The sequence below is a fragment of the Paenibacillus sp. FSL M7-1455 genome, from assembly GCF_038004655.1.
GTDB classification, from domain to species: Bacteria; Bacillota; Bacilli; order Paenibacillales; family Paenibacillaceae; genus Paenibacillus_AQ; species Paenibacillus_AQ cookii.
In genome coordinates this window covers 1682342-1707748 of sequence record NZ_JBBORO010000001.1, presented here as the reverse complement: position 1 = coordinate 1707748, position 25407 = coordinate 1682342, and the positions used below count along the sequence as shown (strand labels likewise).

The following is a 25407-nucleotide window of genomic DNA, read 5'->3' as shown; positions in this document are numbered from 1 at the left end:
GGAAGCCCCGATCTTCGTTGAAGATCAAGGCTCGCTCAAACTACAGCTTCATCCGGTTGACTTGTTTCGTTTCCGCCAAATAGGTCGCGGCCACATACCCGAACGTCATGGCAGGCCCGAGCGTTGCGCCGGGACCGGGATACGTTTCGCCCATAACGGCGGCGGAGCAGTTGCCTGTCGCAAACAATCCGCCGATCGGCGTCCCGTCCTCCTGGAGCACGCGGGCGCATGCATCGGTCACCAGCCCGCCTTTGGTTCCGATATCGCCCGGCACCACGGGAACGGCATAAAACGGTGCTTTCGCGATCGGCGCCAGGCTCGGATTCGGGAGCGTCGGGTCGCCGTAATAACGGTCGTAGGCGCTTTGGCCGCGGTGAAAGTCTTCGTCCTCGCCTTTTTGCGCCATGCGGTTGAAGCGCTCGAACGTTGACGTGAGCCTGGCGGGATCGATGCCGATTTGCCCTGCAAGCTCGGCCGGGGTGCTGCCTTTTTTCACGAACCCGTTTTCCAGCCAGCGTTTCGGGAACGGCTGACCCGGGAACAAGCCGAGAAAAATGTAGCGGTTTTTCGCCTGCTGGTCCAAAATCATCCACGACGGGGTGGTAGGCGCTTCAGGCTTGTTTTGGGCGTACATCGTATCGACGAATTCATGATAGGGCACCGCCTCATTGACGTACCGCTCGCCGGCTCCGTTCACGATCATCATATTGGGAATGCCGCGGTCGGCCACGAGGAAAAACGGCTTTTCCCCGGGCGGAACCGCCGACGGCGCTCCCCAGACGCGATCCATCAAGTCGATTCGGGCTCCCAGGCGAAGCGATGCGGCGAGAATGTCGCCGGTTTGGCCTTCGGCGGCCGAAGTCCATTGCGCGGACGTCGGGTGCGGCAAATACTTTTCCCGTAGCTCTTGGCTGTGCGAAAAGCCGCCCGCAGCCAGGATGACGCCATGTTTGGCCTCGATCCGGACCGGCTTGCCGTCGCGGACCGCATGAATGCCGGTGACGCGGCCTCCTTCCGTCACGTAATCCGAAAAAGCGGTCGACAGCCATAGATCGCCTTTCGCTTCCATCAGCGACAGCCGCAAACGGCCGATCAAGGCTTCCCCCAAGGCCGCCGGGCGGTAGCCGGTACATATCGAACGCATCAGCCGCATGCCGATTTTCAGCGACGTTTTTTTGCCGATCCACGTTCGGGTGATCATGTTGACTTTATGGAATTCGTACGCGTTCATGACCATGCCGTAGGTCGGCAGGTTCGCGCGCCGGATGCGTTTCCGCTCTTCCCCCAGTTTTTTCAGGTCGAACACGACGGGCTCCACCGATCTCCCTTGCGGAAAACCGCCGGGCGCTTCGGGGTAATAATCCGAATAGCCGGGTATGTATTCGAACCGGACATGGTTCGTATGCTCATGCAAAAATTTCACCATTTCGGGCCCGCGGGTCAAATACGCGCGTTTTCTCTCCGCCGGCACCCTGTCGCCGACCGTCGCTTCGATGTAGGCCTCCGCTTTTTCCATCGTATCCTTCAATCCTGCCCGTTCGAGATAAACGTTGTTCGGAACCCAAATCGCGCCGCCCGACAAAGAGCTCGACCCGCCGTACTGATCCGTTTTTTCGATCACCAGCGCTGTAAGCCCTTTCAATTGTGCCGTCAAGGCAGCGGTCAACCCGCCCGCTCCGGAACCTACAACCACCACATCGTAACTCGCATCCCATTTCTCCATACGTATCCCCTTTTTTGGTTGCTTCAAAATTTATGCAGGTCGCTTGTTGTAGTGGATCATGCGATTTTATTTTACTTTGTGTACATTTAGTGAATTAATGGTCACAATGTAAATATATCAGAAGCAGACCGGCAATGGAAGCGAAAAAATGTGCCCTCAGCCGGACGGCTGAAGGCAAGACATACGGATGCCCTTCTATATTATTTCCAAATCTTGTCGGCGATTTCTTGGATGAACGCGAGTTTCTTCCCATTGCTGCTCTTCGGTCGGGAGGTTGCCATCCTCCGTCGAAACGAATCCGCACGGCAGGCCGAGGCAAATATGCTCCAGATCGATAAATGCGCCGGCTGCCGGAAAGGACTATACCGCCTCTTCGGTGCCGCCCGCATCGCCGTGGATACGGAGAAGCGGAAGCACGGCCAAACAACCGGCCGCCAGACACAAGCCGGCGAATCCGTATATCCATTCAAGCGGAAACATGTTTTTCAAAACGCCCGCCAGCCCCATCATGAGCAGCATCGCCCCCGTCATCAGCGGCGTGCGGATTCCGGTGACCCTGCCGATATATTCGGCTTCGGTATGCTGCATCACCAGCGTCTGGTTGCCGATAAAAATCGCCGGCTGCAGCAGCGCGATGACCAATTGGGCGAGCATGGCAAGCCATAACATGCCCGACAGGCCCGTCAGGATCATGCCGGCGGCATTGACCAGCAGTCCCAGCACCAGCAGCCTGCTCGGCGCAATTCGGCTCGCAACGGCGAACGTGACGATGCCGCCGACGATCTCCCCCAGGCCGTAAGGAATGGAGAGCCATTTCAAATCCGACGCCGGAAGGGCCAGCTTCTCCGTGACGACAAAGACGCTAAGCGGAGAGATCAACCCGACGCCGAGTCCAACGAGCAGAAAACAAAGGCTGAGCAGCAGCAGCGTTTTTCGGCCGGCAACATATCGAATCCCTGCCTTCATGTCCCGAATCACGGAAAGCGAAGCTGCCGCTTCCTGCCCGCTGCCGGGGCTGTCCGGCGGGAGGAACAGCAGCACAGCGGCCGACATCAGGAAGGAGATCCCCGTCATGCCGATGGCCGCTTGAATCCCGAACGTTTGATAAACGCCCGTTCCAAGGACCGGGCCTAACACCATAAAGACGGCGAACAAGGTCTGCAACAGGGACATCGCCGGCTGGGCCAGTTCGTCCGGGACGTGGATTTTAAACCATTTCATCCCCGCCGGCTGCGAAAACTGGGAAAGCACGGACGAAATCAACGTCGTCAGCAGCACCGCTTCCCAGAGCCCGCTCAACAGAGCCAGCCAAACGATCCCTACCGATGCCGCACTGAGAAAATCACACCAAACCAGCGTTTTCCGGGGTTTCCACCGGTCGGCGAACACGCCGCCTATAAAAGAGAAAATAAACATCGGCGCATATTCGGCAACCGAGACGAGCGAAACGTAAAGCGCATTTCCTTCCGTCTTGTCCATGACGTACAGCAATATCGCGAAATTCCGCACCCAGATTCCGATCTGCGAAAACAAATTCGAGATCAGGATAATCCGGATAAAGCGGTGGCGAAACCGTTTGAATGAAGATAACATCGGGTTGGACTCCTTTCCTTTTCGGTCTTTAGGATTCCATCATGAGGCCTCCTCCAAGGTAAGGGTCAATCCTTAAATACGGCTTTCCTGCATAAACGGCAAAAAGCCCCGTTCTTCCAAGATCAGGGCTAAAGGCGTCGCTTTGCCATGGAAGCAAAAAAAGAGCCCTCAGCCGGATGGCTGAAGGCAAAACCTAAGGATTTGCGCTCTATTATTTCCAAATCTCGTCGGCGATTTCTTTGATGAACGCGAGTTTTTTCCACTGCTGCTCTTCGGTCAGGATGTTGCCTTCCTCCGTCGAAGCGAATCCGCACTGCGGGCTGAGGCAAATATGCTCCAGATCGACGTATTGCGTCGCTTCCTTGATCCGGCTGACGATCTGTTCTTTGTCTTCAAGCTCGCCGGTTTTGGAAGAATGGAGTCCCAGCACGACCTGCTGGCCTTTTAGGAAACGCAGCGGCGAAAAATCCCCTGCGCGTTCCGTATCGAATTCAAGGTAAAACGCGTCGATGTTCCCGATGCCGAACAGCTTCTCCGCTACCGGTTCGTATCCCCCCGAGGAAGCCCACGTGGAGTGGTAATTTCCGCGGCAGACATGCGTCGTGACGACCAGGTCCTCCGGCAGATCGCGGATGGCCGCTTCGTTCAGGCGGGCGTACGTTTCGGCGATTTGCGACACGTCTTCCCCCGCCGCATGCCGCGTTTTCCAGTAATTTTGGTCGCACAGCATTCCCCACGTGCAATCGTCCAATTGCAGGCTGCGGCAGCCCGCTTCGTAAAATGCCAAAACGGCCGCCCGATAGGCCTGCGCGATATCCGCAATGAGCTCGTCCCGGCTGGCGTAGACCGCTTCGGTGCCCCAGATGTTTTCGGGACGCTGCAGTTCGGCAAGGAACTGGGCCGGTGCCGGAATCGCCTGGCGCGCAACGACGTCGTCGCCGGCAACGCTTTTCAGGAACTTGAAATGTTCCACGAACGGATGGTCTGAAAAACCGATTTTCCCGGTCAGACGCGCGGTTTCCGCTCTTGTTTCCTCACCTTGGAACCGGTAGCCTTTTTCGACTTCCGCTTTCTCGACGCCGTCCAGCCCCCACATGAAGTCCAGATGCCACCAGGAACGTCTGAATTCCCCGTCGGTCACGGCTTTCAGGCCGACCTCCTTCTGTTTGGCGACCAGCTTGACGATTTCCTCGTCTTCGACCTTTTTCAGCTGCTCGGCCGTAATCTCGCCGTTTTGGAATTTTCTTCTCGCGGCTTTCAGCGCTTCCGGGCGAAGAAAGCTGCCTACGATGTCGTGTCTGAACGGAGTTTTGTTTCGTTGCTTGGCTTGATGTTCGATGATGCTCATTTGTCCTATCCCCTTTATCCGATTCGAATGAATGGCTTTTAAAAAAAGATAGCACAATGCTCACGTTATAAAGTAACTCCAATAAACTATATCTGGTTATAGTCTTAGGCTATAGCAAGAAAAATACCCGCCGAGCAATTCCGCTAAAACCCGACCGGATCGGGCCGAACCAACCGCCCGCACGAGCGGAAGATTGCAGCCCCACCTTACTTGATAGCTTCATGGAGAGCGTCGATATACGCCAATGCCAGCTTGGACAAGGCAGCGTTCTGGTGGCAAATCCAGCCCACGTTGATCGATTCCTGGCAGTCCAGCGGAACCGGGATGATTTCGTTCCCGTTCAAATCCGCGCTCAGCACGCCGGTCGAAATCGTGTAGCCGTTCAGCCCGATCAGCAAATTGAAAAGGGTCGCCCGATCGTTGACGCGGATGCTTTTCGGATGCGACAGGGTGCTCAGTATTTCCTCCGAAAAATGGAACGAGTTGTACTCCCCCTGCTCAAACGACAAATAAGGATAGGCCTCCAATTGGTCGATCGTGACGATCGACTGCTTGGCGAGCGGGTTGTGGATGCTGATGAAAATATGCGGTTTGGCCGTGAACAAGCTCGTAAATTTCAAGTTCGCGTCTTTCAAAAGGCGGTTGATGACCTTGCTGTTGAACTCGTTCAGGTACAAAATGCCGATTTCGCTGCGCTGGGTTTTGACGTCCTGGATGATTTCATGGGTTTTGGTTTCCCGGAGCGCGAGCTCGTATTCCTCCTGCCCGTATTCGCGGACCAGATGGACGAACGCGTTCACCGCAAAGGCATAATGCTGCGTGGAGACGGAAAAATGCTGCGGCGCGGGTTTGGCGTTCAAATACCGGCTTTCCAAAAGCTCGGCCTGCTCGATGACCTGGCGGGCGTAGCCGAGAAACTCGGCCCCCTCCTTGGATAACGTAATTCCTTTGTTGGTCCGTTCGAAAATGGTGATCCGAAGCTCCGTTTCCAGCTCCTTGATCGCATTGGACAGGCTGGGCTGGGAGATGAACAACCGTTTGGCGGCTTCGTTCATGGACCCCCGGTTCGCGACCTCGATGACATATTTCAACTGCTGCAGTGTCATGGATTATAATCCCTTCCTTGATATACAATAAGAAAAAGTCGGGCCGTTGCTCCCCGCGATAGACGGCGGCCGTTTTGTGAGAATTATAGCATAAATATCCGTATCCGATATTGAAGTTTGCGAGGTGAAACCGTCATGCCTAGTGCATCCAAAATCCTGATCATCCTTGGCATCGTCCTGATCGCCGCCGGTTTGATCTGGTGGCTGGTGGGGCGCTGGATTCCGCTCGGCCGCCTGCCGGGCGACATCGTCTATGAAAAGGGAAACGTCAAATTCTATTTTCCGATCGTGACCTGCATCCTCATCAGCGTCATCGGGTCGCTTATCATGATGCTGTTCCGGCGTTAAGCCTGTTCGTCGCGGCATGCCGACATTTTGACCCTGTTGCGGTATTCGGTCGGCGATACGCCCGCGTATTTTTTGAACTGCCTGTAAAAATATCCGGGCTCCAAATAACCGACGCGCCTCGAAATTTCGCTCGTCTTCATCGGGGTATCCGTCAGCAGCGCCTTGGCCTGCTTGATCCGGTGCGAGTTCAGGTAATCGCTGAAGCTGACGCCCGTCTCCTTCTGGAACAGCTGGCCCAAATAAAACGGATGGACGTTAAATTCATGCCCAAGCGTCTTGAGCGACATTTCCTCGGCGTATTTCGTCCGGATCTGGTGCAGCACCTGCTTGACGACCGGGCTGAATTCATCCTCATCGACCGACAAATAATCGATGGCGGCATGGGCGATGAATTTGACGTGCTGGGCCAGCCGGGCGATCGTCTGGGCTTTGAACAAAGCCGTGAACAGCTGCTTGTAACCGCTCGTGGCAAGTTCGAAATTCAGCTTGTTTTCCTTCACGACCTGCTTCGTGCACAGGACCAGCTCGACGGCCATGTTGTGGATGCGGGCCACCGGCACGGCTGTTTTTACGTTAAACGCCTGATCGATGTATTCGTCGACGGCCGTTTTGTTTCTGGCAAGCAGCCGTTTTTCGTATTCCAGCGTATCCAGCGCAGCCCAAGCGGGCGGTTCGTCCGGCGGGGACATCCGGCTTGCCGTTATGATTTCGCCTTCCTCGTGGGTCAGGAAATATTCCTGCAGCCGTTTGGCCTGGCTGTAGCTTTGCGGCATGCCCAAATACCCCGATTCCATGCTCCCGAGCGTCATCATGACATCGATTTTCCGTCCTTTCAGCGCGTGCCGGATCTGTTCCAGCCGCTCCAGGCTGCCGGCCTGCAAAGATTCCGGGTCGGACCCCGCATAGACGATGACGATGTCGCCCTCCGTATCGCAAAAACAAATGCCGGACCCGCCGCCTTCCGTCATCTCCCTGCAAAGGAAATACACCTCGCGGTTGTCGGCCTCCGCCTTGTACCAAGGGGTCGCGCCGGCAGGCTCCTCCATTTCGGCAATCTCCCGGACGACGGCGGCCGCATAGCAGGACCGATCGGACGGAATATCCAGAAATTCCAGCCGGTTTTTCAACTCGGCCGGGTCGATCCGTCCCGTTGCCCAGCGGTTCATGACGTTGTCCCGCAAAATATCGAGCTCTTCCGCATTCCAATATGCCGGGCGCTCGGCGTTGTCCATTTTTTGGACCGTGCTCTGGATCGTTTCCGCCAGCTCCTTCATGTTGACCGGCTTCAGCAGGTAATTTTCGATGCCAAGCTTCATGCCTTCCTTCACGTAATTAAATTCGTTGTAGCCGCTCAGCACGATGAATTTCATGTGCGGATGCAGCGGCTTAAGCCGCCGGATCAGCTCCAAACCGTCCATCTCGCGCATCATGATGTCGGTGATCAGAATGTCGCACCCGGTTTCCCGCAGCTGCTCGAAAGCCTCTTTGCCGTCATATGCCTTGCCGCACAGCGTCGTCCCCAGCTCCTCCCATTCGACGACGTTATTCAAGCCTTCCAGTATAAACGGCTCATCATCCACAATAAACACGCTACGCATACAATCGTCCTCCTTGCTCCCCAGATGGTAATTTCATGATGATGACCGTTCCCTGCCGGCTCTCGTCCGAGAGCTCCAGCCCGTAGCGGTCACCGAAGCAGATTTTGATCCGTTCATGCGTGTTGACCAGCCCGATGGAGGCCGAACGCTCCGCGGATTCCCCTTGCAGGCGCCGCCTGATTTCTTCCCGCTTCTGCGGTTCGATGCCCTTTCCGTTGTCCTTCAGGACGATGACCAGATCCCTCCCCCGAAGCTCCGCCTGGATCGAAATCCGGTTGTCCGAACGGGACATGACCAAACCATGGACGATATAATTTTCAATGAGCGGCTGGATCGACAGCTTCAGCACGGGAATGTTCATCAGCTCGGGCTCCACGTCGATTTCGTACGTAAAATTGTTCGCGTACCGGATGCGGAACAGGTCCAAATACAAGCTGCAGTATTCGATTTCGTCGGCCAGCGCAACGATCGTATCCCGTTTGACCGAATACCGGAAGAGCGTGGACAAAATATAGATCATCTCGCCGACGTCATCCGCTTTTTTCGAAAGGGCGCGCATGCGGATGGCTTCCAGCGTGTTGTACAGAAAATGCGGTTTGATCTGCGCCTGAAAGGCCACCAGCTCGGCCTGCTTCTGCTTGATCTCCGACACGTACACCCGGTCGATGTACTCCGCCAGATCCGCGCACATATGATTAAACCGGTCGGATATTTCATACAGCTCGTCTTCCTTTTCCACCGGAATGCGCACCGACAAATCCCCGTTCCTCGCTTTTTCAAGCGCCTTCATGATCGCCCGGGTCCGCCGCGAAAAGTTGACGATCGTAAACCGGGTCAGAATCATCGCCGCCGCGATGCATATGCCCGTCACCAGAAACAGCGTGTTCCGAAGCCCGACCAGGCTTTTGGCGATTTCGGCCTTCGGGATGACCCCGACCACGTAATAGCCGAACCGGTTCGAAACCTGGACGTTCGTATAAGAGGGCTCTTCGAAATGCTGAACGTCGGATGAAGACGACAGCTTGGCCAGATAAGGATACGTTTTGCCGTAATAACGGCTGGACGAATCGAAAAGAACGTCTCCTGCGGGCGTGACGACCGCGACGTATCCCTTCAGGCCGCCCCAATCCACCATGTAATCCCCGTACATGCCGCTCAGATCGTAATCGATGATCAGGTTCCCGATGCTCTCCTGCCGGGTCATGCTGTTGATGTTGCTGACGGTCGTGAAGCTTTTGTCGGAAACGACGTACCGCTTAAGGGCCGACTGCAGGTCCCCGTTCGCCTCATAGTAATTTTGGCTGTCCCGGGTAAGCAGCAGAATGAATTTTTTGTTCTCGCTGTACAGCGCAATCATGCGGATGTCGGGATAATTGTTCAGCTGCAGGCGCAAGTAGGACATGATGTCCCGCCTCCGGACGCCGGTATCGCCGTATTTTTCGAGACGGTCGTCCAAATATTCGGCAAAATCGCTGCGCAGGAAAGAATACACGTCCTCGAGCAGCGTCCCGGATTCGTCGCGGTAGATCTGCTGCACGATTTGCTGGGAGGTCGCGTACCGCATGTCCAAATATTTGCCGATGTTCGACAGGATGCGGTTGTTCAATTCCAGCTCCTTGCTCGCCTGCACGTTCAGCTGATACGTGTAAACGAAGGCCGACAGGCTGGCCAGCGACAACACGGTGATGATCGAATAGATGAACACGATTTTGTTGAACAGCTTTTTCCTGAAATGTATTTTATAAAAATCAACCAGCTTTTTCATGCCGTAAAATCATCCTTTGCGACAGGCTTCGCCCTATCTTGTATGCGCTTTCAACAAGGCGTTGTTTCCTTTTTCCGCTTCATCTATTACCTTACCATAATTTCCCCGGAGCCGGCCCATGCCCGCCGAACTATTCTTTGGTTTGTGCATCTTTTGTTTGTTTTTTTCACTTTAGACAGCGCTTACAGCTGCGGTAGATTAGGATTATCAACATACACACCACAGACGGGAGGGGCTCTCATGGAACACGGGCCGATGCGCTGGCTCAGGACGCTCAATCGCAACAAAGCTTTGCTGCTTATGGTGCTTCCGGGAACGGTATGGTTCATTCTCTTTTGCTACCTGCCCATGCCCGGCGCGGTCATCGCCTTCAAGGATTACAGGTACGACACCGACGGATTTTTGGCGAGCATATTGCGCAGCGACTGGGTCGGGTTTAAAAATTTTGAATATCTGTTCAAAACGGAAGACGCTTTCATTATCGTGCGGAACACCCTGCTGTACAACGCCGTTTTTATCGTGCTGGGCACGGTGCTTTCGGTGCTTGTCGCCATCCTGGTCAACGAAATCGCCAGCAAAAAAATGGCGAAGATCTACCAGACGGGCATGTTCCTTCCCCATTTTCTTTCGTGGGTCATCGTCAGTTATTTCGTGTTCAGTTTCTTGAGCGTCGACAAAGGCGTGCTGAACCAGGTGCTGAAGTTTTTCGGAGCGGATCCGGTATTCTGGTACTCCGAAACGAAATACTGGCCGTACATCCTCGTCATCGTCAACCTGTGGAAAGGCGTCGGCTATGGAAGCGTCGTGTACTTGGCCGCCATCGTCGGCATCGACAAATCCTATTTCGAAGCGGCGATGATCGACGGGGCAAGCAAATGGCAGCAAATCCGGAAAATCATGATCCCGATGATCACCCCGATTATCGTCATCATGTTCATCCTCGCCATCGGCGGCATTTTCCGGGCGGACTTCGGGCTGTTTTACCAGGTTCCGCGCGACACCGGCGCCTTGTACCCGGTCACGAACGTCATCGACACCTTCGTATACCGCGGGCTGAAGGTAACCGGGGATATCGGCATGAGCACCGCCGCAGGCTTGTACCAATCCGTCGTCGGATTCGTGCTTGTCATCGCAACCAATTTTATCGTTCGAAAAATCAACAAGGAACAGGCTTTGTTCTAAAAGGAGGCATGCCGCATGGAAAACAGCGTGATCTCCCGGCAGCCTGCAAGCCGGCCGGACAAACGCGCAAAAAAAACGCGGGATTTTCACCGGTTGTCGCCGTTTTGGAACACAGCGGCGCATCTGGTCATCGGGCTTTTCTCCCTCGCCTGCGTATATCCGTTCCTGTTCGTCGTGGTCATCTCGTTGACGGACGAAAAAACGCTGGCGCTGAACGGGTACAGCATTTTTCCCGAAAAATGGTCCTTCCAGGCGTACCAGTATATTTTCCAGACGGGCGACCAGCTGCTCCGCTCCTACGGCGTCACGATTTTGATCACGGTCGTCGGCACGCTGCTGACCGTCGCGATCGTCTCGCTTTACGCTTATGCCATTTCACGGCCTTATTTCAAGTTCCGCGGCCTCTTTTCGTTCATCGCGTTTTTTACGATGTTGTTCGGAGGCGGCCTCGTCCCTTCCTACATCGTCGTTTCCCAGGTGCTTCACCTGAAGGACACGATTTGGGCCCTCATTTTGCCGATGAGCGTAAGCGCGTTTTCGATTTTGATCATGAGGACCTTTTTCAAAACGATGGTGCCCGACGCCATCATCGAATCGGGAAAGATCGACGGGGCGGGCGAATTTCGCGTATTCTTGTATCTGATCCTTCCGATCTCCCTGCCGGGACTCGCCACGATCGGCCTGTTTGCGGCCCTCGGATATTGGAACGACTGGTTCAACGCCCTGCTTTACATCGACAACGCCAAGCTGCTGCCGCTGCAGTCGCTGCTCATGAAAATCGAAACCAACATCCAGTTCATTTTGCAAAACTCCGCGATCGGCAGCGGCACGGACCGTTCGGCCATCGCCCAGAGCATGCCGGCGGAAACCACCCGCATGGCGATGGTCGTGCTTGCGACGCTGCCGATCATTTTCGCGTATCCGTTCTTCCAGCGCTATTTCGTGCAAGGGCTGACGATTGGCTCTGTGAAGGAATAGTCATCACATAGTTTTTAAAGCTGCACCACTACCAAATCACAAGGGGATGAAAAAGAAATGAAAAAAAGAAGAGGACTTACGCTCCTGCTCAGCTTGTTCCTGCTGACCTCCATGGCCCTCGCCGGCTGCGGCGGCAAGGATAACGGCGGCTCCGACACGGCCGGCACCAAAACCGACAGCACCGGCAGCGAGGCCAAAAGCACCGAAAAAGAAAAGCCGGTCAAGCTGATCTGGTACACCATCAGCGGTCCGCAAAAGGATCAGGACAAAGTCATGGCGGAGGTCAACAAATACGTCGGCGAAAAAATCAATGCCGAAATCGATTTGCGCCTGATCGACTGGGGCGATTACTCCCAGAAAATGCAGGTCATCGCCGCTTCCGGCGAGCCGTTCGACATCGCCTTCACCTCGTCCTGGGCGTTCAATTACGTGGAAAGCGCAAGAAAAGGCTACTTCTACGAGCTTGACGGCCTGCTGAAAAAATACGGCCAGGGCATCACGAAAGCGCTGAACCCGGCCTTCCTGGAAGGCTCCAAAGTCAATGGGCACAATTACGCCATCCCGACGAACAAAGAGCTTCCGGCGCAAGCCGTATGGCGCTTCAACAAGGTTCTCGTCGACAAATATAAGCTCGATGTGACGAAAGCGACGACGCTCGAAAGCCTGGAGCCGATGCTGAAAACGGTAAAAGACAACGAACCGGACGTCTACCCGATTCCGTCCAACATCGGCCCGTACCTGCCGTACGACTTCGCGCTCGAAGGCCTGCCGGTCGGCGTGTCGATCGACGCGAAGGATTTTAAGGTCGTCAACGTATGGGATACGCCGGAGGCGAAGCAGGTATTCGATACGATGCACAAATATTATAAAGCAGGCTACCTGCCGCCGGACGCCGCCACCAAACAGGGCAACGAGCATGAAAAAACCGGCAAATGGCTGGTCGATAAACAGCATACCGTGCCTTTCGCCGACATTTTGTGGTCCGATTCCCTTGGTTATCCGATCGTTTCGTCGCCGATTCACGAGCCGATGGTTTTCAACTGGTCCGTCACAGGTTCGATGCAGGCCATTTCCGCCAAATCCAAACATCCGGAAAAAGCGATGGAATTCCTGAACCTGCTGAACACCGACGCGTACCTGCGCAACCTGGTAAACTACGGCCTGGAGGGCGTGCATTACAAAAAGCTGTCCGAAGACACGTACGAGCCGATTCCGGATTCCGGATATTCGATGCCTTCGTTTACGCTCGGCAACATGTTCCTGCTCTACAAGCTGAAGGAAGATCCGAAGGATAAGTGGGAGCAATACGAAAAATTCAATTCGTCCGCGACCAACGCGCCGCTGCTCGGCTTCCAGTTCGACCCGACGAACGTGCTGACCGAAATCGCCAACGTCAAAAACGCCGTGGACGAATACGGCCCGTCCTTGAACACCGGCTCCGTCGATCCAAACAAAGTGCTTCCGAAGGCGATCGAAAAGCTGAAAGCGCAAGGCATCGACAAAATCATCGCCGAATGCCAGAAGCAGCTGGACGAATGGAGAGCGCAAAACAACAAGTAAGGCGAAGACATCCAAAAACACCTTCCGTCATTTTTAATGATGGAAGGTGTTTTGTTAGGGACGGAATGTCCCTGAAAGGAAACCCGCCTATCGTCCCTCCCCTTCGGATACGACGGAGTACGCGTAGGTATCGTGCGAAACCCCGGATTGTACGATGTAGTTCCGCAGCACCCCTTCCCGGCGAAAGCCGAGTTTCTCCAGCATCCCGCTGGAAGCGGCATTTTCCGTAAACACGACGGCGCCGATGCGGGCGAGGCGTAAAGCCTCGAACCCATAGCCCACCACGCAGGCCGCCGCTTCCGAGGCGTATCCTTTGCGCCAGTGGTCCGGATGGATTTCATACCCGATTTCCGCGCGCCGATGTTTGGGCGACCATGCATTCAACCCGATCGTGCCGATCAGGCCCGGCGAACGTTTGCGTTCGATCCCCCATCTGATCCCGCGTTGGTCGCGAAAGTTGCCCTCGAAAAAGCCGATAAGCTGCTCCGCTTGCTCGCGGCGCTCAAACGGATCCTGGCCATAATAACGCATCGCCTCCGGGTTCGAAAAGCAAGCAAAGACATCGTCCGTATCCTCTTTCGTGATTTCCCTTAAAACCAATCTCTCCGTCTCGAGTTCCGGAAACATCTCCCGCACATCCTTTATGTAAAATATTGGCGAACACAATACGGATATGATGCCATTGATAGGATCATTTTGCAAAGGTTTTATTAAAAGAATGCGGAGGCGAACATAATGGCCGGCCATCGTTCATACACATCTCACATCTTGGGATACGGATCATGGCACGTTGGATCTGAAAAAAACTGATGAACGGGAGGCATCATGCGATGAGAGACGACCCGAAACGCCCGTCCGGCAGCAACCCGCATATTCCCCAGCCTGTCCGGGCAGACGGAGCAGGCGGTCCGGATTGGGGGCCGCGCGACGTATTAAGGGACCTGGAAAATCCGGATATGTTCGTCCCTCCGGTCACCGACGCGGGACTTTTGCCGAACCTTAAATTTTCTTTTTCCGATACGAATATGAAGCTGGACCATGGGGGCTGGTCCCGGGAAGTGACGGTCCGCGAACTGCCGGTGGCCAAAACGCTTGCGGGAGTCAACATGTACCTGACGCCCGGCGGGGTGCGCGAGCTGCACTGGCATCAACAGGCCGAGTGGGCTTACATGATCCTGGGCAGCGCCCGGGTGACCGCCATGGACCAGAACGGACGGAATTTTATCGCCGACATCGGCCCGGGGGATTTATGGTATTTCCCGGCCGGCCTGCCGCATTCCATCCAAGGCTTAGAAAACGGCTGCGAATTCCTGCTCGTGTTCGATGACGGACATTTCTCGGATCTAAACACCCTCTCGATTTCGGATTGGTTTGCGCATACGCCGAAAGACGTGCTCTCCGCCAATTTCGGCGTGCCCGAGCATGCTTTCGAATCCGTGCCGGACGAACAGGTCTACATGTTCCAGGCCCCCGTCCCGGGTTCGCTGGAAAGCCAGCGCGTCGACTCCCCGTACGGAACGGTGCCGCTCAGCTTCAAGCACCGGCTGCTCGCCCAAACGCCGATCGTGACCCCGGGAGGAAGCGTGCGGATCGTCGACTCCTCGAACTTCCCGATATCCAAAACGATCGCGGCCGCCCTGGTCGAAATCAAACCCGGCTGCATGCGCGAGCTTCACTGGCATCCCAACCAGGATGAGTGGCAGTATTATTTGACCGGCCAAGGGAGGATGACGGTATTTGCCGGCAACGGGGCGGCCAGAACCTTCAACTACAGGGCAGGCGACGTCGGGTACGTCCCGTTCGCTTACGGCCACTACATCCAAAATACCGGCACCGAAAGCCTCTGGTTCCTCGAAATGTTCCGCAGCGACCGGTTCGAGGACGTCTCCCTGAACCAATGGATGGCGTTGACGCCAAAGGAGCTTGTCGGCGAAAACCTGCACGTCGGCTCCGAACTGCTTGATGCGCTGCGCAAGGAAAAATGGCCCGTCGTGGAATAACCGGAAAATAAAAAAACGGGCCTCTTTCGTCCAACCCGGATCGGTTCGAACGAAAGGCAGCCCGTTAAGACGTTATTTTATGGCGATATGGCTCAGGCTCCCGCCCTTCGCAAACAAACGCCCGATGTTTTTTTCCACGGCCGGATCGGGTATAAGCGGCGGCGCCTGATGCGGCTTGACGCGCGCGTCGATGATCATGTTGTCGCAGCCCCAATGCTTGTGCCGCACGCCGTCGTTCACGCCGTACATGTCATGCGACGGGTTGCTGCGCGTAAACGTGACCCACAAAAAATTGGACAACGTATCGGAAACGAACGCGCTGTCGTCGCACAACACGATCATCGGGCAGCCGTCCAGCGGGCCATGGGCCGCCACGGCTTCGCCCAGAGCTTTCAGTTCCCGCTCCGCCTTCGGATAATCCTCAAAGGCAGGCCCCTGCAGCGCAACGACGCCCGGCATGACCAGACGCGCATGTTCATATCCGCGCAGTTCCCGAAGCACCTGCGGCACTTCGCGGCATAATTCCCGCTTGGCATCCCCGTAAGCCGCCAATACGACTTTGCTCCCGCTGTTTAAACCGGTTCCCGAATAATCGAGCGTATCGATCGTCGTATTCGTGTAAAAATGAATGTCCCGGCGCAGATCGATCCGCTCCAATATATAGGCCATAAATCCGGCGATATCGTGGGTATCGAGCGGGCGGTCGTCTTCGGCGGTAATGAACAGGTATTTGGCGAGGCTCAGCTGCCCCGTCCCCAAAATCCGGTTTGCCAGCGTCAACAGTTCCGTCGGCTGCTTCACCCGCTGATACGGCGTATACCGCTCGCTGCCGATCGCAAGGAGAAGCGGGTGAACCCCGGCCGCATCGACGGCATGCACTTCCTTGACCCCCGGAATTTCCTGCTTGATCGCGTCGCCCGTGAGCTCATGAATCAGCTCGCCGAACGCCGTGTCCTCCTGCGGCGGACGCCCGACGACGGTAAACGGCCAAATCGCGTTTTGTTTTGCGTATACTTTATGGACCTTCATCACCGGAAACGGGTGCGTCAGGCTGTAATATCCCAAATGGTCGCCGAACGGCCCTTCCGGTTTCGTGTCGTCCGGGTAAATGTCGCCGGTAATGACAAAATCGGCGTCATGGCTGATGCAATAACCGTCGGCGTAGCTGTACCGGAAACGGCGCCCGGACAAAAGGCCCGCAAACAGCATTTCGCTCAGGCCTTCCGGCAAAGGCATGACCGCCGCCAGCGTATGGGCCGGAGGACCGCCGATAAAGATGCTGACCTTCAGCGGCTCTCCCTTTTTGCTCGCCTTCGCCTGGTGGACGCCGATGCCGCGGTGGATCTGGTAATGCAAGCCGATTTCCTGATCCTGCACATAATCGTTGCCGCTGAGCTGGATCCGGTACATGCCCAGATTAGAATGCATGAGCCCGGGTTTTTCCGGATCCTCGGAATAGACCTGCGGCAGCGTCACGAAGGCGCCTCCGTCCATCGGCCAATGCTGGATTTGGGGCAGGTCGGAAATCCGGATTTCCCGAAAACCGGCGGGCACCCCGCTTCCTTTTTTGTGCGGCAGAGCTTTCAGCGCCCCGAGTCCGTTCCCGATGTTTTGAAACGGGTGTTTCAGCGCCTTCATCGGATCGTCCCGCAGGGCGATGATCTTTTGGGTGCGGTCCCAGGTGCTCCGGAACATGAACTTGCTGCGCTCGATATCGCCGAACAGATTGGATACCGCCTTATATTTCGAACCTTTGACGTTTTCGAAAAGCAGAGCGGGGCCGCCCGCTTCGTACACCTTCAAATGGATGGCGGCCATCTCCAGATAAGGATCGACTTCTTCTTTGATCCGGACCAAATGTCCGTGTTTTTCCAGGTCAACGATGCATTCTTCCAAATTCCGATACAATGGTATGACTCCAATCTCCATGAGAGTTTGTTCCAGCTGTTTGTTCCAGCTTTTCGCTTCTAGTACGCGCTACTACGTTAAATATAGTTAAAACAAAACTCCCCGTGGATGTCAAACGATATTCATGCACCCGAATGCCTGGAAAGGCAATGTTCATCATTTTGTTACATCCGGCCAAGCAAATGCTACTGGTCGTCTTCAAAACGGTCCTTGTCGTTCCACATCCTGTCAAAAGCAGCCTCGAACCTCCGGCCGACTTGATCGTCGCGAATGATGACCGCCACGTCGTCGTTTTCTTTGACGGAGGAGTCCAAATAGTTAAACGATCCCGCTTCTACATTGACGCCGTCGGCCACCAGCATTTTCAAATGCATTTTGCCTTCATGGCGGTTGATTTTGACCGGGATGCCGGCCTTCTTCAGTCTTTGCAGCGCATCCCTCTGTTTGCTTTTTTCCTCCGCATGCTCCCGGTCGGTCAACATCCGCACCCGAACCCCCCGGTCGGCGGCATCTTCGATCGCATCCACGATCGGCTTGTAGTTCAGGCTGTAGATCGCAATGTCCAGCGTGCTTTTCGCCTCCTCGATAAGTTCGATGATCGCCTCCTCCGGCCGATCCCCCTCCTGGGTAAAATACGCCTGGATGCCTTTGGATGCGTTGTCCCCTGCAGGAGTCGTTTGCGAAGCGTTCGTGCTTGCCGGGTTTGTCGGGCTTGTCCCGTTATCCGCCGGTTGGACGGCTTCGGCCTGTTTCCCGCCTCCGGTGCATCCGGTGACGGCAACGCACAGCAAAGCGATCCAGAAAAGCTGTCGGAAAGCTCTCATAAAATATCCCTCCCCGTGATGAATGTCGGCGTTTTACTGCCTACCATCGTAACAAAATGAGGGCGGATTTCCAATCGGCAGCAGCGTTTGCCGCGACTTGCGGGAACGACAAAACGCAAAAACCGCCTTTTCGGAAAGACGGTTCTTGCGGCATTTTTTTATAATCCGTTAAACGACGCGAATTCGCCGACCGGTTTGCGGTATCCGCGGGGCCTTTGCTTTTCGGTGTCCTCTTTCCCGACGGCAATCAGCATGACGGGCACGTAACGGTCCGGAATGTTCAGCGCCTGCTTCAGCCGTTCCGGATCGAAACCGATCATCGGGCACGTATCCCAGCCTTTGTCCTTGGCAATCAGCATGAACAGCATGGCGGACAGGCTTGCGTTGCGGATCGCCTCGTCCCGTTTGAACGAATCGCCGCCCTCCTCGTACATGCGGGTGACGTCGTTGACGGTGTCGTCGAATTCCCGTTGGTCCATGACCCCCAGGTTCAGCAGCCCCTCATTGATGGGCCCGACGTTCCGGTAAGCCTCCAGGTCGCCCAGGACCGCAATGACGGCCGAGCTGGTTTTGACTTTGTACTGCTTATGGGCGGCCTCGTATATTTTATCCTTAAGTTCCTTGTCCGTAACGGCCACATAACGGGCATGCTGCAAATTGAACGCGGAAGGGGCGAATTTGACGAGGCTGAACATGTCGTGAAGCTCCTGCTCGCTGATGGCGACGTCCATCTTAAACTTATTGGCCGATCTGCGGGCCTGCACCAATTGTTGAAACTGGCTCATGATGCATCTTCTCCTCTATGTATATTTTTCCAAGCGGTATAATTATGCTTATTTTATCACATGAACTTTAAAAAAGTAAGTAAAATGTTTCAGCTGCCTTGCTTCTCGGGAAAAAGCCATCCCCAAAACCTGGACGAATTCGGGATGGCTTCCTTGAGTCGTTTCCGATTGCCGGCCGCCGGCCTAAACAAGTGCCCGAAAACCTCTTTGGACCGCGTCAGACCAGCTTAAACAGCTTCAACGCGATGTAGACGGCCACGCCCCAAATGACCAAGGCGGACAGCTTGTTGATTACGTTTAATATCCGGCCGCCGGTATCAACCGCCCCTACCGTTTTTCCCGCAAACGCCAGCGCGAAAAACCAGATCCAGGACACGGCCATCGTGGCGACGGTAAACATCAGCTTGTCCGCGCCGGCATAGCCGAGGGAGCTGGTTCCGATCACGCCGATCGTATCGAGGATGGCATGCGGGTTCAGGAGCGATACCGACATGGCGAACATGATTTGCTTTTTGGGCGACAATGCCGCTTCGCGCTTGTCCAGCCTGGCCGGTTTGCTTTTCCAGATCGACCAGCCCATATACAGCAGAAAGGCGAGGCCGACAACAAAGATGGCCGTTTGCAGCACGGGAATCGTAAACACGACGACGGAAACGCCGAGAACGGCAAGCAGGATCAGGAGCGAGTCGCAGCAGGCCGCCGTCACGATCACCGGTATGGCCCCCTTGAATTTCGGCTGGGAAGCGCCTTGGTTGAACACGAACACGTTTTGCGCCCCGAGCGGGAGAATCAGCCCGAAAGCGAGCAGGATACCATGGATGATTGCAGTAAGCATACGTTCAACAATCCTCTTTCGTCAAAATGATATAAGCTATATCCTACCATGTAATCCCGGATCTGTGTATACCGAAATCCGCACGGACGCATAGATGCATCCGCCGGGCCATAGCCGGGCCGTTCATCGCAAAAAAGCCTCCGGATTTCTCCGGAGGCTTTCCCCTCGATTCACTCGGCAAGGTTCGTTCCTTTCCTGCATGCTTCAACGGCCCGCCGGGCAAGCATGGCGATGACGGAATCGTCCATCGGCGGGTTATGCAGGCCGGCGCGGACGTCGCGGTACATCCGCTCGAGCGGCAGGCTGCGCGACAGGCTCGATCCGCCCACGATCCGCATGGCCAAATCGACGATCCGAATCGCGGCGTTCGTCGCCACCGTTTTGGCGAGGCCCAGCTCCGGCCTCATGGAAGCCCGCTCTTCAGGCAGACGGTCCCAGCGGTCCGCGACGCTGTACAGCAGCGTGCGGGCGGTGATCCGCTCCTGCTCCATCTCCCCTATTTTTTGCTGGATATGCGGCAGCTCCGCGATCGGTCCGGGCAGGCTGCTCGGCCGGTAATCCGCGGCGAATCGCACCGCGAAATCGCGGGCCGCCCAAGCGATGCCCAAATAACATGCGGGGATATGCAGCAGCGCGCCCCCGTGGTCGGACATCCCTTCCCCGGCGTCTCGACCGTCGCCTTCGTTTCCGTCGATTCTTTCCTCCGCCGGCACGAACACGCCGTCCAGCAGCAAATCATGGCTTCCGGTTCCCCGCATGCCGAGCGTATCCCAGGTTTCGTCGATGCCGACGCCGGGACCTTTGCGCACGAAAAACGTGCCGATGCGTTCCTCGTCTTCGACGAACGCCGTGACCGTAAACTGATCGAGGACCGGAATCAGCGAGCTGAATGTTTTGCGCCCGGTTAACAGGTAACCGCCCCCGGTTTTGGTTGCGGAAGTCTGCGGGCGTCCTCCCCGGCTCGGACTGCCCGTGGAAGGTTCGCTTGCAAACTGGTTGATCATGGCGCCTTGTTCGACGACGCTCCGGCAAAAATCCGCGTACAGCTTCGGCGGCCACGACTGCTTGATCCTCATCTGCAGCACTTGGCTCACATGCCAGCCGACGGCCAGCGCCGTCGACCCGTCGCCTTTGGCAAGCCGCTCTTGCGCAAGCAGCATTTCATATAAGGATGCTTCTTCCCCGCCGAATGTTTGCGGCACCGTTAATGCCAAATACCCGGCTTCGCGCAAATCTTCAAAGTTTTCGAACGGAAACGACCCTTCGCGGTCGTGCAGCGCGGCACGCTCCGCAAACAAGGCCGCAAGCCGGTCGGACCGGGCTGCGATGCCTTTTTCGCGCTCATTTCTTACAAACGGATCCGATTGGATGGAATTCATGCGGCATTCTCCCCTCTGCTGCTTCATTCCTTTTATTGTATACCCTTTTAGTCGGAATTTCCAAAACGTTTATCCGGATTCTCCTCGGCCCCCGATTCCGGACAAAAACATGGGCGCAAAAAAAGCCGCAACACGCTTTCTGTGTTTGCGGCTTTTGCCGTCATGGACCGGCCGAATCTTATTGCTCTTGATCCAAAGCGCCTGCGACGACAACCCCTTTGTACAAGGTTGCAGCCCGCTTGGATCTTCTGGCGACCGCTTCGGCGGAACAAGAGGCCTCGACCAGCACCAGGTTTGCTTCGTCTCCTGCTTTCGGCCAAGCCTGAACGCCGGCTTCATCCAGCGGAGTCACGCCGCCGGTGATATACCCCAGCGTTTGGCCGAGCGCGCGTTCGTTTGCAAAGCCCGAAATTTCGGCCAATCGGCCTGCGCGTTCCAGGATGTCCCCGTTTCCGAACGGCGACCAAATGTCGAACACGTTATCGCAGCCGACGGCGACCGCAACCCCATGGTCATGCAGCAGCCGCACGGGCGGAAATTTCCGGCCCATCGGAACGCTCGTGATGATCGTGATGCCCGCGTCCGCAAGCATATCCGCCATTTCCGCCGCCTGCGCAGCAGGAATGTCCCCGAGGCTGAAGGCATGGCTGACGGCCACTTTGCCTTGCAGCCCGGCTTCGACGGTAAGCTCCGCCAGGCGCTTGATCGTAAAAATGCCCAGACGGTCCGGATCATGCAGATGCAGGTCGATTCCCGCATGTTCCTCGGCGGCGATCGTCACCATCGTTTGCAGCGATCTTTCCACGTCTCCGTCCACCGTCGCCGGATCGACGCCGCCGACATAACCCGCGCCTTGCCGGACGGCTTCCCGCACCAGCTTTTCCGAATTTGAACGAAGCAGCCCCTGCTGCGGAAACGCCACGATTTCGTGGGACAGCTTGTCCTTGTACAGATGCAGCGCCTGCTGCACCTCTTCCAAGTGGGAAAGCCCGACCTCCGGAAAAATGTCCACATGCGTCCGGATATGGGTGGCCCCCGATCTTAAAGACGCTTCCAGGTAGTTCGCCGCGCTGTCGCGAATCGCGATGGAGCGCGACGCCTCGAAGCTCTTCTCCTCGTCGAGCCGACCGAAAATCGACTTCACCGGCGTGACCGGTCTCCAGCGTCCGCCCAGCAGCGTTTTGTCCAGGTGGCAGTGTTTTTCAATAAAAGACGGCAGCGCAAGGCGGTACCCCGCGTCGATTTGCGGAAGCCCGTCTTCGATCGGCCGGTCCGCCGGAACGATTTGCGCAATGTTCCCTTCCTCCATCAGCAGATGGCGCACTTCCGTTTTCGTGCCGGTCACGACGCCGTCCTTCGTCTCATAACCGCTCTCCAAACGGACATTAATCAACCAATAGCGATGTTCCATCATCGGTCATCCTTTCTATTCGACATAAGTTCAGCGGGCGGCCGGAAGCGCCCCGGCAACGAGATTGCCTTTGAAAAAGACGGCGACCCGCTCAGACCTTCTGGCCACGGCTTCCGCCGAGCAGCCGGCGTCCACGAACACGACGCTTGCTTCATCCCCGACGCGCGGCCACATCCGCTCGCCGTTCCGGTTCAGCGGCGTCACGCCCCCGGTAATAAACCCGAGCGTTTGCCCCAGCTCGACCTCGTCCACGAGGTGAAAACGTTCCGCCAGCGTTCCCGCTTTTTCCAGCACGTCCCCTTTGCCGAACGGGGACCAGTGATCGGTAATGCTGTCGTCCCCAAGCCATACCTTCACCCCGCGCTCATGCAGCAGCGGAATCGGGATCGTCCGCCCGAGCGGCACGGAGGAAGCGATCGATATCCCCAAGCCGGCCAGACGGTCGGCGAAGGCCGCGGCTTTTTCCTGCGGAATGTCGGCCAGCGCCAGCGCATGGCTTATGGTCACTCTGCCCTGCCAGCCTGCTTCTTCCGTCAAATCGGCCAGCCGCTGGAACGTGAACAACCCGAGATGTCCCCCGTCGTGAATATGCAAATCGATGTCCGCATCCGCCTCCACCGCAAGCTCCATCGTGGTCTGCAGCGATTTTTCGATGTCGCCGTCCACGGTCGCCGGATCGACGCCTCCAACCAGCGACGCCCCGTTTCTCAAAGCCTCCCGCATGAGGGAAACCGATTGGCTGAGCAGCAGCCCGTGCTGCGGAAACGCCACGATTTCGATCCCGGCTTTTCCTTTGTAATCCTCGGCGGCTTGGAGCGTTGCCTCCAGGTTTTGAAGCCCGATCGAAGGATCGATGTTGCAGTGGCTGCGGATTCGCGTCGTTCCGGCTTGCAGCAGCAGCTCGATCAGCTTGCCCGCGCGTTCCCTCGCCACCGGAAGCTGCTTCGGCAGCAGTTCCCTTTCCTCTTCAAATCGCGTAAAAATGCCGTTCGTCGCGATGCTTGGAGCCTTCCACTGCCCTCCGTAGTAGGTTTTGTCCAAATGGATATGCATGTCCCGGAACGAAGGAAGCATCAGCTTCCCGTTCATGTCCCGTTTGGGCAGCGAATCCTCGAAAACAAACGTTTCCGGTTCGATTTGCGCGATGTTCCCTTGTTCGACCCTCATATGGAAGATGCCCGTTTCCGTGCCGGTCACGACCCCGTTTTCGAGGCGGTAGCCTGTTTCGAGCCGCACATGGGTGAACCAAAAATGGTCGTTTTGCATCCGTCCTTTTGCCTCCTGCCTGTTCGAAATTGGATCTATCGGATTGCGTATCATCTATGCTAACATGGGGATGACTATATGAAAAATATTAATAACCTTTCAATTGCAAACGTTAATCATATAGATAAACCGTCTAACCTCAGCATCATCGATGTACTTTGGACCTATGGAGGGGAATCATGGATATCAGGCAGCTGAAATATTTTATCGCCATCGTGGAGGAGAGGAAGATATCCGCCGCGGCCCAAAGGCTGCATATGTCCCAACCGCCGCTTAGCCAGCAGCTGAAAGCGATGGAAGACGAACTGGGAACGCGCCTTGTCGAACGCAGCGGCAAAACGCTGGAGCTGACCGCATCCGGAAAAGCGCTGTACCGGTATGCCCTGCAAATGACGCAGCTGATGGACGAAGCCGTTTCCGAAGTGATGGAGGTCGGGAAAGGGGCGAAAGGCAGCCTGAACATCGGGATCAACACGTTGTCTTCCGTGGAACTGCCCGGCTTGCTGCACCGGTTCAAGGCCCGTTATCCGCATGTAACGTACAAAATCCAGCAAAACGAATCCTCCCGCCTGTGCGAATTGGTCAAAAACCGGGTGCTGGAGCTTGCGATCATCCGTTTGCCCCTGGAGCTGGACGCGTTTTCGGTCATCCATTTGCATACGGAGCCGTTTTATTGCCTGACGTCGCCAAAGATGCGCGGAAGCGGTTCGGAAGTGTCCCTTTCCGATCTCCAAGACGTGCCGCTGATTCTGCCGAGCACGGAAGGTTTGGGCGTTCACTACACGATTCACATGGCGTTCACCGCCCGGCAGCTGAAACCGAACATCGTCGCCGAATGCTCCGACATTCCGCTGCTTCTCCAGCTTGTATCTTCCGGATTCGGTTCGGCGATCGTGCCCGAGACGGTTACCCGCCAAATTTCCGACGGGAACCTCCATGCCGCCAAAATAACGGATCCCCAGCTGACCGGCGCCACCGGTTTGATTTGGCTCAAAGGCCATCATTTGTCCGCAACGGCCCAGCATTTTGTCGAGCTGATTCAAGAGGAGCGCCAGTGATCGTCCTTCGAAATGCAAGGAAAGGGAATCCGGTGCAAACGAAAAATCATAACCACCCGTCCAACGGGTGGTTTGCACTTGGGGTATAACCCCCTGTTGCCAAACTGCGCCTAAAGACGCTAGCCTGACAATAAATTGTTCAGGCTCAGTGTAATTTGTCTCTTTCACTTACCAGTTAAACTGGTTTACTTTTTCTTGCTACTATTTATGCTAAAAGGGTCCTCATACTCCTTCACACTCAGTTTGTCCACTGCCTGGTCATGTGCTTCTTGTTCACGAATATATTTTGCGACGGTTGCCTCGTTTAAGCCTACTGTACTGACGTAGTATCCTTCCGCCCAAAATTTCCGATTCCCATATTTATACTTTAATTGCGCATGCTTCTCAAAGATCATTAGCTCACTTTTCCCCTTCAGATATCCCATGAAGGCTGATACTGAAATTTTCGGTGGTATCGCTACCAGCATGTGTACGTGATCTGGCATCATATGACCTTCTATGATCTCTACTCCCTTGTATTTACATAATCGTTTGAAAATTTCGATTAAATCTTTCCTCACTTGATTATAGATCTCTTTCCGTCTATACTTCGGGGTGAATACAATGTGGTATTTGCACATCCACTTTGTGTGAGCTAAACTATAGTTCTTGTTTGCCATCTAAGACCATTCCTTTCAATTGAGCCTGAACATCTCAATTTTATCGGGATGGTCTTGTTGGTCAAACCCTCGTTCCCTCCA

At 55.7% G+C, this 25407-nt stretch carries 21 protein-coding genes; 6 read left to right on the top strand and 15 right to left on the bottom strand.

The features are described from left to right. Positions 1 to 40 precede the first annotated feature (40 nt). From NYE48_RS07850 to NYE48_RS07830, 4 genes are all read right to left on the bottom strand, one after another. Positions 41 to 1723: an FAD-dependent oxidoreductase gene (locus NYE48_RS07850; RefSeq protein ID WP_340997900.1), complete on the bottom strand. Its 1683-nt coding sequence runs from the start codon at positions 1721 to 1723 to the stop codon at positions 41 to 43. 360 nt (positions 1724 to 2083) lie between these two features. Then, a complete protein-coding gene (locus NYE48_RS07840; RefSeq protein ID WP_340997898.1) occupies positions 2084 to 3316 on the bottom strand; it encodes an MFS transporter in 1233 nt (410 codons plus the stop codon). Positions 3317 to 3527: 211 nt separating this feature from the next. After that, on the bottom strand, positions 3528 to 4664 hold the full coding sequence (locus NYE48_RS07835; protein ID WP_340997896.1) for a 5-methyltetrahydropteroyltriglutamate--homocysteine S-methyltransferase: 1137 nt from the start codon (positions 4662 to 4664) through the stop codon (positions 3528 to 3530). A 206-nt stretch (positions 4665 to 4870) separates the two neighbouring features. Further along, positions 4871 to 5770 (bottom strand): LysR family transcriptional regulator, encoded by a 900-nt coding sequence (locus tag NYE48_RS07830; RefSeq protein ID WP_212951335.1) that lies wholly within the window; start codon positions 5768 to 5770, stop codon positions 4871 to 4873. 135 nt (positions 5771 to 5905) lie between these two features. Here NYE48_RS07830 and NYE48_RS07825 point away from each other — a divergent pair, with 135 nt between their 5' ends. Then, positions 5906 to 6118 (top strand): DUF2905 domain-containing protein, encoded by a 213-nt coding sequence (locus NYE48_RS07825; protein WP_036706539.1) that lies wholly within the window; start codon positions 5906 to 5908, stop codon positions 6116 to 6118. Here NYE48_RS07825 and NYE48_RS07820 read toward each other — a convergent pair. Together NYE48_RS07820 and NYE48_RS07815 are read right to left on the bottom strand one after the other, a co-directional pair. Next, on the bottom strand, positions 6115 to 7716 hold the full coding sequence (locus tag NYE48_RS07820) for a response regulator transcription factor (RefSeq protein WP_340997894.1): 1602 nt from the start codon (positions 7714 to 7716) through the stop codon (positions 6115 to 6117). The genes NYE48_RS07825 and NYE48_RS07820 overlap by 4 nt on opposite strands. Next, positions 7709 to 9481: a sensor histidine kinase gene (locus tag NYE48_RS07815; RefSeq protein WP_340997892.1), complete on the bottom strand. Its 1773-nt coding sequence runs from the start codon at positions 9479 to 9481 to the stop codon at positions 7709 to 7711. The genes NYE48_RS07820 and NYE48_RS07815 overlap by 8 nt, the downstream gene beginning before the upstream one ends. A gap of 240 nt (positions 9482 to 9721) precedes the next feature. Here NYE48_RS07815 and NYE48_RS07810 point away from each other — a divergent pair, with 240 nt between their 5' ends. The 3 genes from NYE48_RS07810 to NYE48_RS07800 are packed head-to-tail and all read left to right on the top strand — an operon-like array spanning position 9722 to position 13201. Then, positions 9722 to 10663 (top strand): ABC transporter permease, encoded by a 942-nt coding sequence (locus NYE48_RS07810; protein ID WP_246537063.1) that lies wholly within the window; start codon positions 9722 to 9724, stop codon positions 10661 to 10663. Positions 10664 to 10678: 15 nt separating this feature from the next. Continuing rightward, positions 10679 to 11641 carry a carbohydrate ABC transporter permease gene (locus NYE48_RS07805; protein ID WP_340997889.1) on the top strand — a complete coding sequence of 321 codons (963 nt, stop codon included), beginning with the start codon at positions 10679 to 10681 and terminating at the stop codon, positions 11639 to 11641. Between the two features lie 57 nt (positions 11642 to 11698). Further along, a complete protein-coding gene (locus tag NYE48_RS07800) occupies positions 11699 to 13201 on the top strand; it encodes an ABC transporter substrate-binding protein (RefSeq protein WP_340997887.1) in 1503 nt (500 codons plus the stop codon). Positions 13202 to 13288: 87 nt separating this feature from the next. On the opposite strand, the gene NYE48_RS07795 is transcribed toward NYE48_RS07800, so the two are convergent. Further along, entirely contained in the window at positions 13289 to 13828 is a 540-nt protein-coding gene (locus tag NYE48_RS07795) for a GNAT family N-acetyltransferase (protein WP_212951330.1), read from the bottom strand. A gap of 203 nt (positions 13829 to 14031) precedes the next feature. On the opposite strand from NYE48_RS07795, the gene NYE48_RS07790 reads away from it, so the two are divergent. Beyond that, entirely contained in the window at positions 14032 to 15201 is a 1170-nt protein-coding gene (locus NYE48_RS07790) for an oxalate decarboxylase family bicupin (protein WP_036706532.1), read from the top strand. A gap of 72 nt (positions 15202 to 15273) precedes the next feature. On the opposite strand, the gene NYE48_RS07785 is transcribed toward NYE48_RS07790, so the two are convergent. From NYE48_RS07785 to NYE48_RS07755, 7 genes are all read right to left on the bottom strand, one after another. Further along, a complete protein-coding gene (locus NYE48_RS07785) occupies positions 15274 to 17109 on the bottom strand; it encodes a UbiD family decarboxylase (RefSeq protein ID WP_340997883.1) in 1836 nt (611 codons plus the stop codon). A 185-nt stretch (positions 17110 to 17294) separates the two neighbouring features. Beyond that, on the bottom strand, positions 17295 to 17933 hold the full coding sequence (locus NYE48_RS07780; protein ID WP_340997881.1) for a phospholipase D-like domain-containing protein: 639 nt from the start codon (positions 17931 to 17933) through the stop codon (positions 17295 to 17297). 158 nt (positions 17934 to 18091) lie between these two features. Beyond that, a complete protein-coding gene (locus NYE48_RS07775; protein ID WP_036706528.1) occupies positions 18092 to 18718 on the bottom strand; it encodes a nitroreductase family protein in 627 nt (208 codons plus the stop codon). A gap of 217 nt (positions 18719 to 18935) precedes the next feature. After that, positions 18936 to 19553 carry a LysE/ArgO family amino acid transporter gene (locus NYE48_RS07770; protein WP_340997877.1) on the bottom strand — a complete coding sequence of 206 codons (618 nt, stop codon included), beginning with the start codon at positions 19551 to 19553 and terminating at the stop codon, positions 18936 to 18938. A gap of 170 nt (positions 19554 to 19723) precedes the next feature. Next, positions 19724 to 20932: an acyl-CoA dehydrogenase family protein gene (locus tag NYE48_RS07765; protein ID WP_036706521.1), complete on the bottom strand. Its 1209-nt coding sequence runs from the start codon at positions 20930 to 20932 to the stop codon at positions 19724 to 19726. A gap of 178 nt (positions 20933 to 21110) precedes the next feature. Then, a complete protein-coding gene (locus tag NYE48_RS07760; RefSeq protein ID WP_212951321.1) occupies positions 21111 to 22343 on the bottom strand; it encodes an amidohydrolase in 1233 nt (410 codons plus the stop codon). Between the two features lie 30 nt (positions 22344 to 22373). After that, positions 22374 to 23609 (bottom strand): amidohydrolase family protein, encoded by a 1236-nt coding sequence (locus NYE48_RS07755; protein ID WP_340997875.1) that lies wholly within the window; start codon positions 23607 to 23609, stop codon positions 22374 to 22376. Between the two features lie 179 nt (positions 23610 to 23788). Here NYE48_RS07755 and NYE48_RS07750 point away from each other — a divergent pair, with 179 nt between their 5' ends. Beyond that, on the top strand, positions 23789 to 24667 hold the full coding sequence (locus NYE48_RS07750) for a LysR family transcriptional regulator (RefSeq protein WP_340997874.1): 879 nt from the start codon (positions 23789 to 23791) through the stop codon (positions 24665 to 24667). 185 nt (positions 24668 to 24852) lie between these two features. On the opposite strand, the gene tnpA is transcribed toward NYE48_RS07750, so the two are convergent. Further along, complete coding sequence (gene tnpA / locus NYE48_RS07745) at positions 24853 to 25326, bottom strand: IS200/IS605 family transposase (RefSeq protein WP_340996591.1); 474 nt, start codon at positions 25324 to 25326, stop codon at positions 24853 to 24855. Positions 25327 to 25407 lie beyond the last annotated feature (81 nt).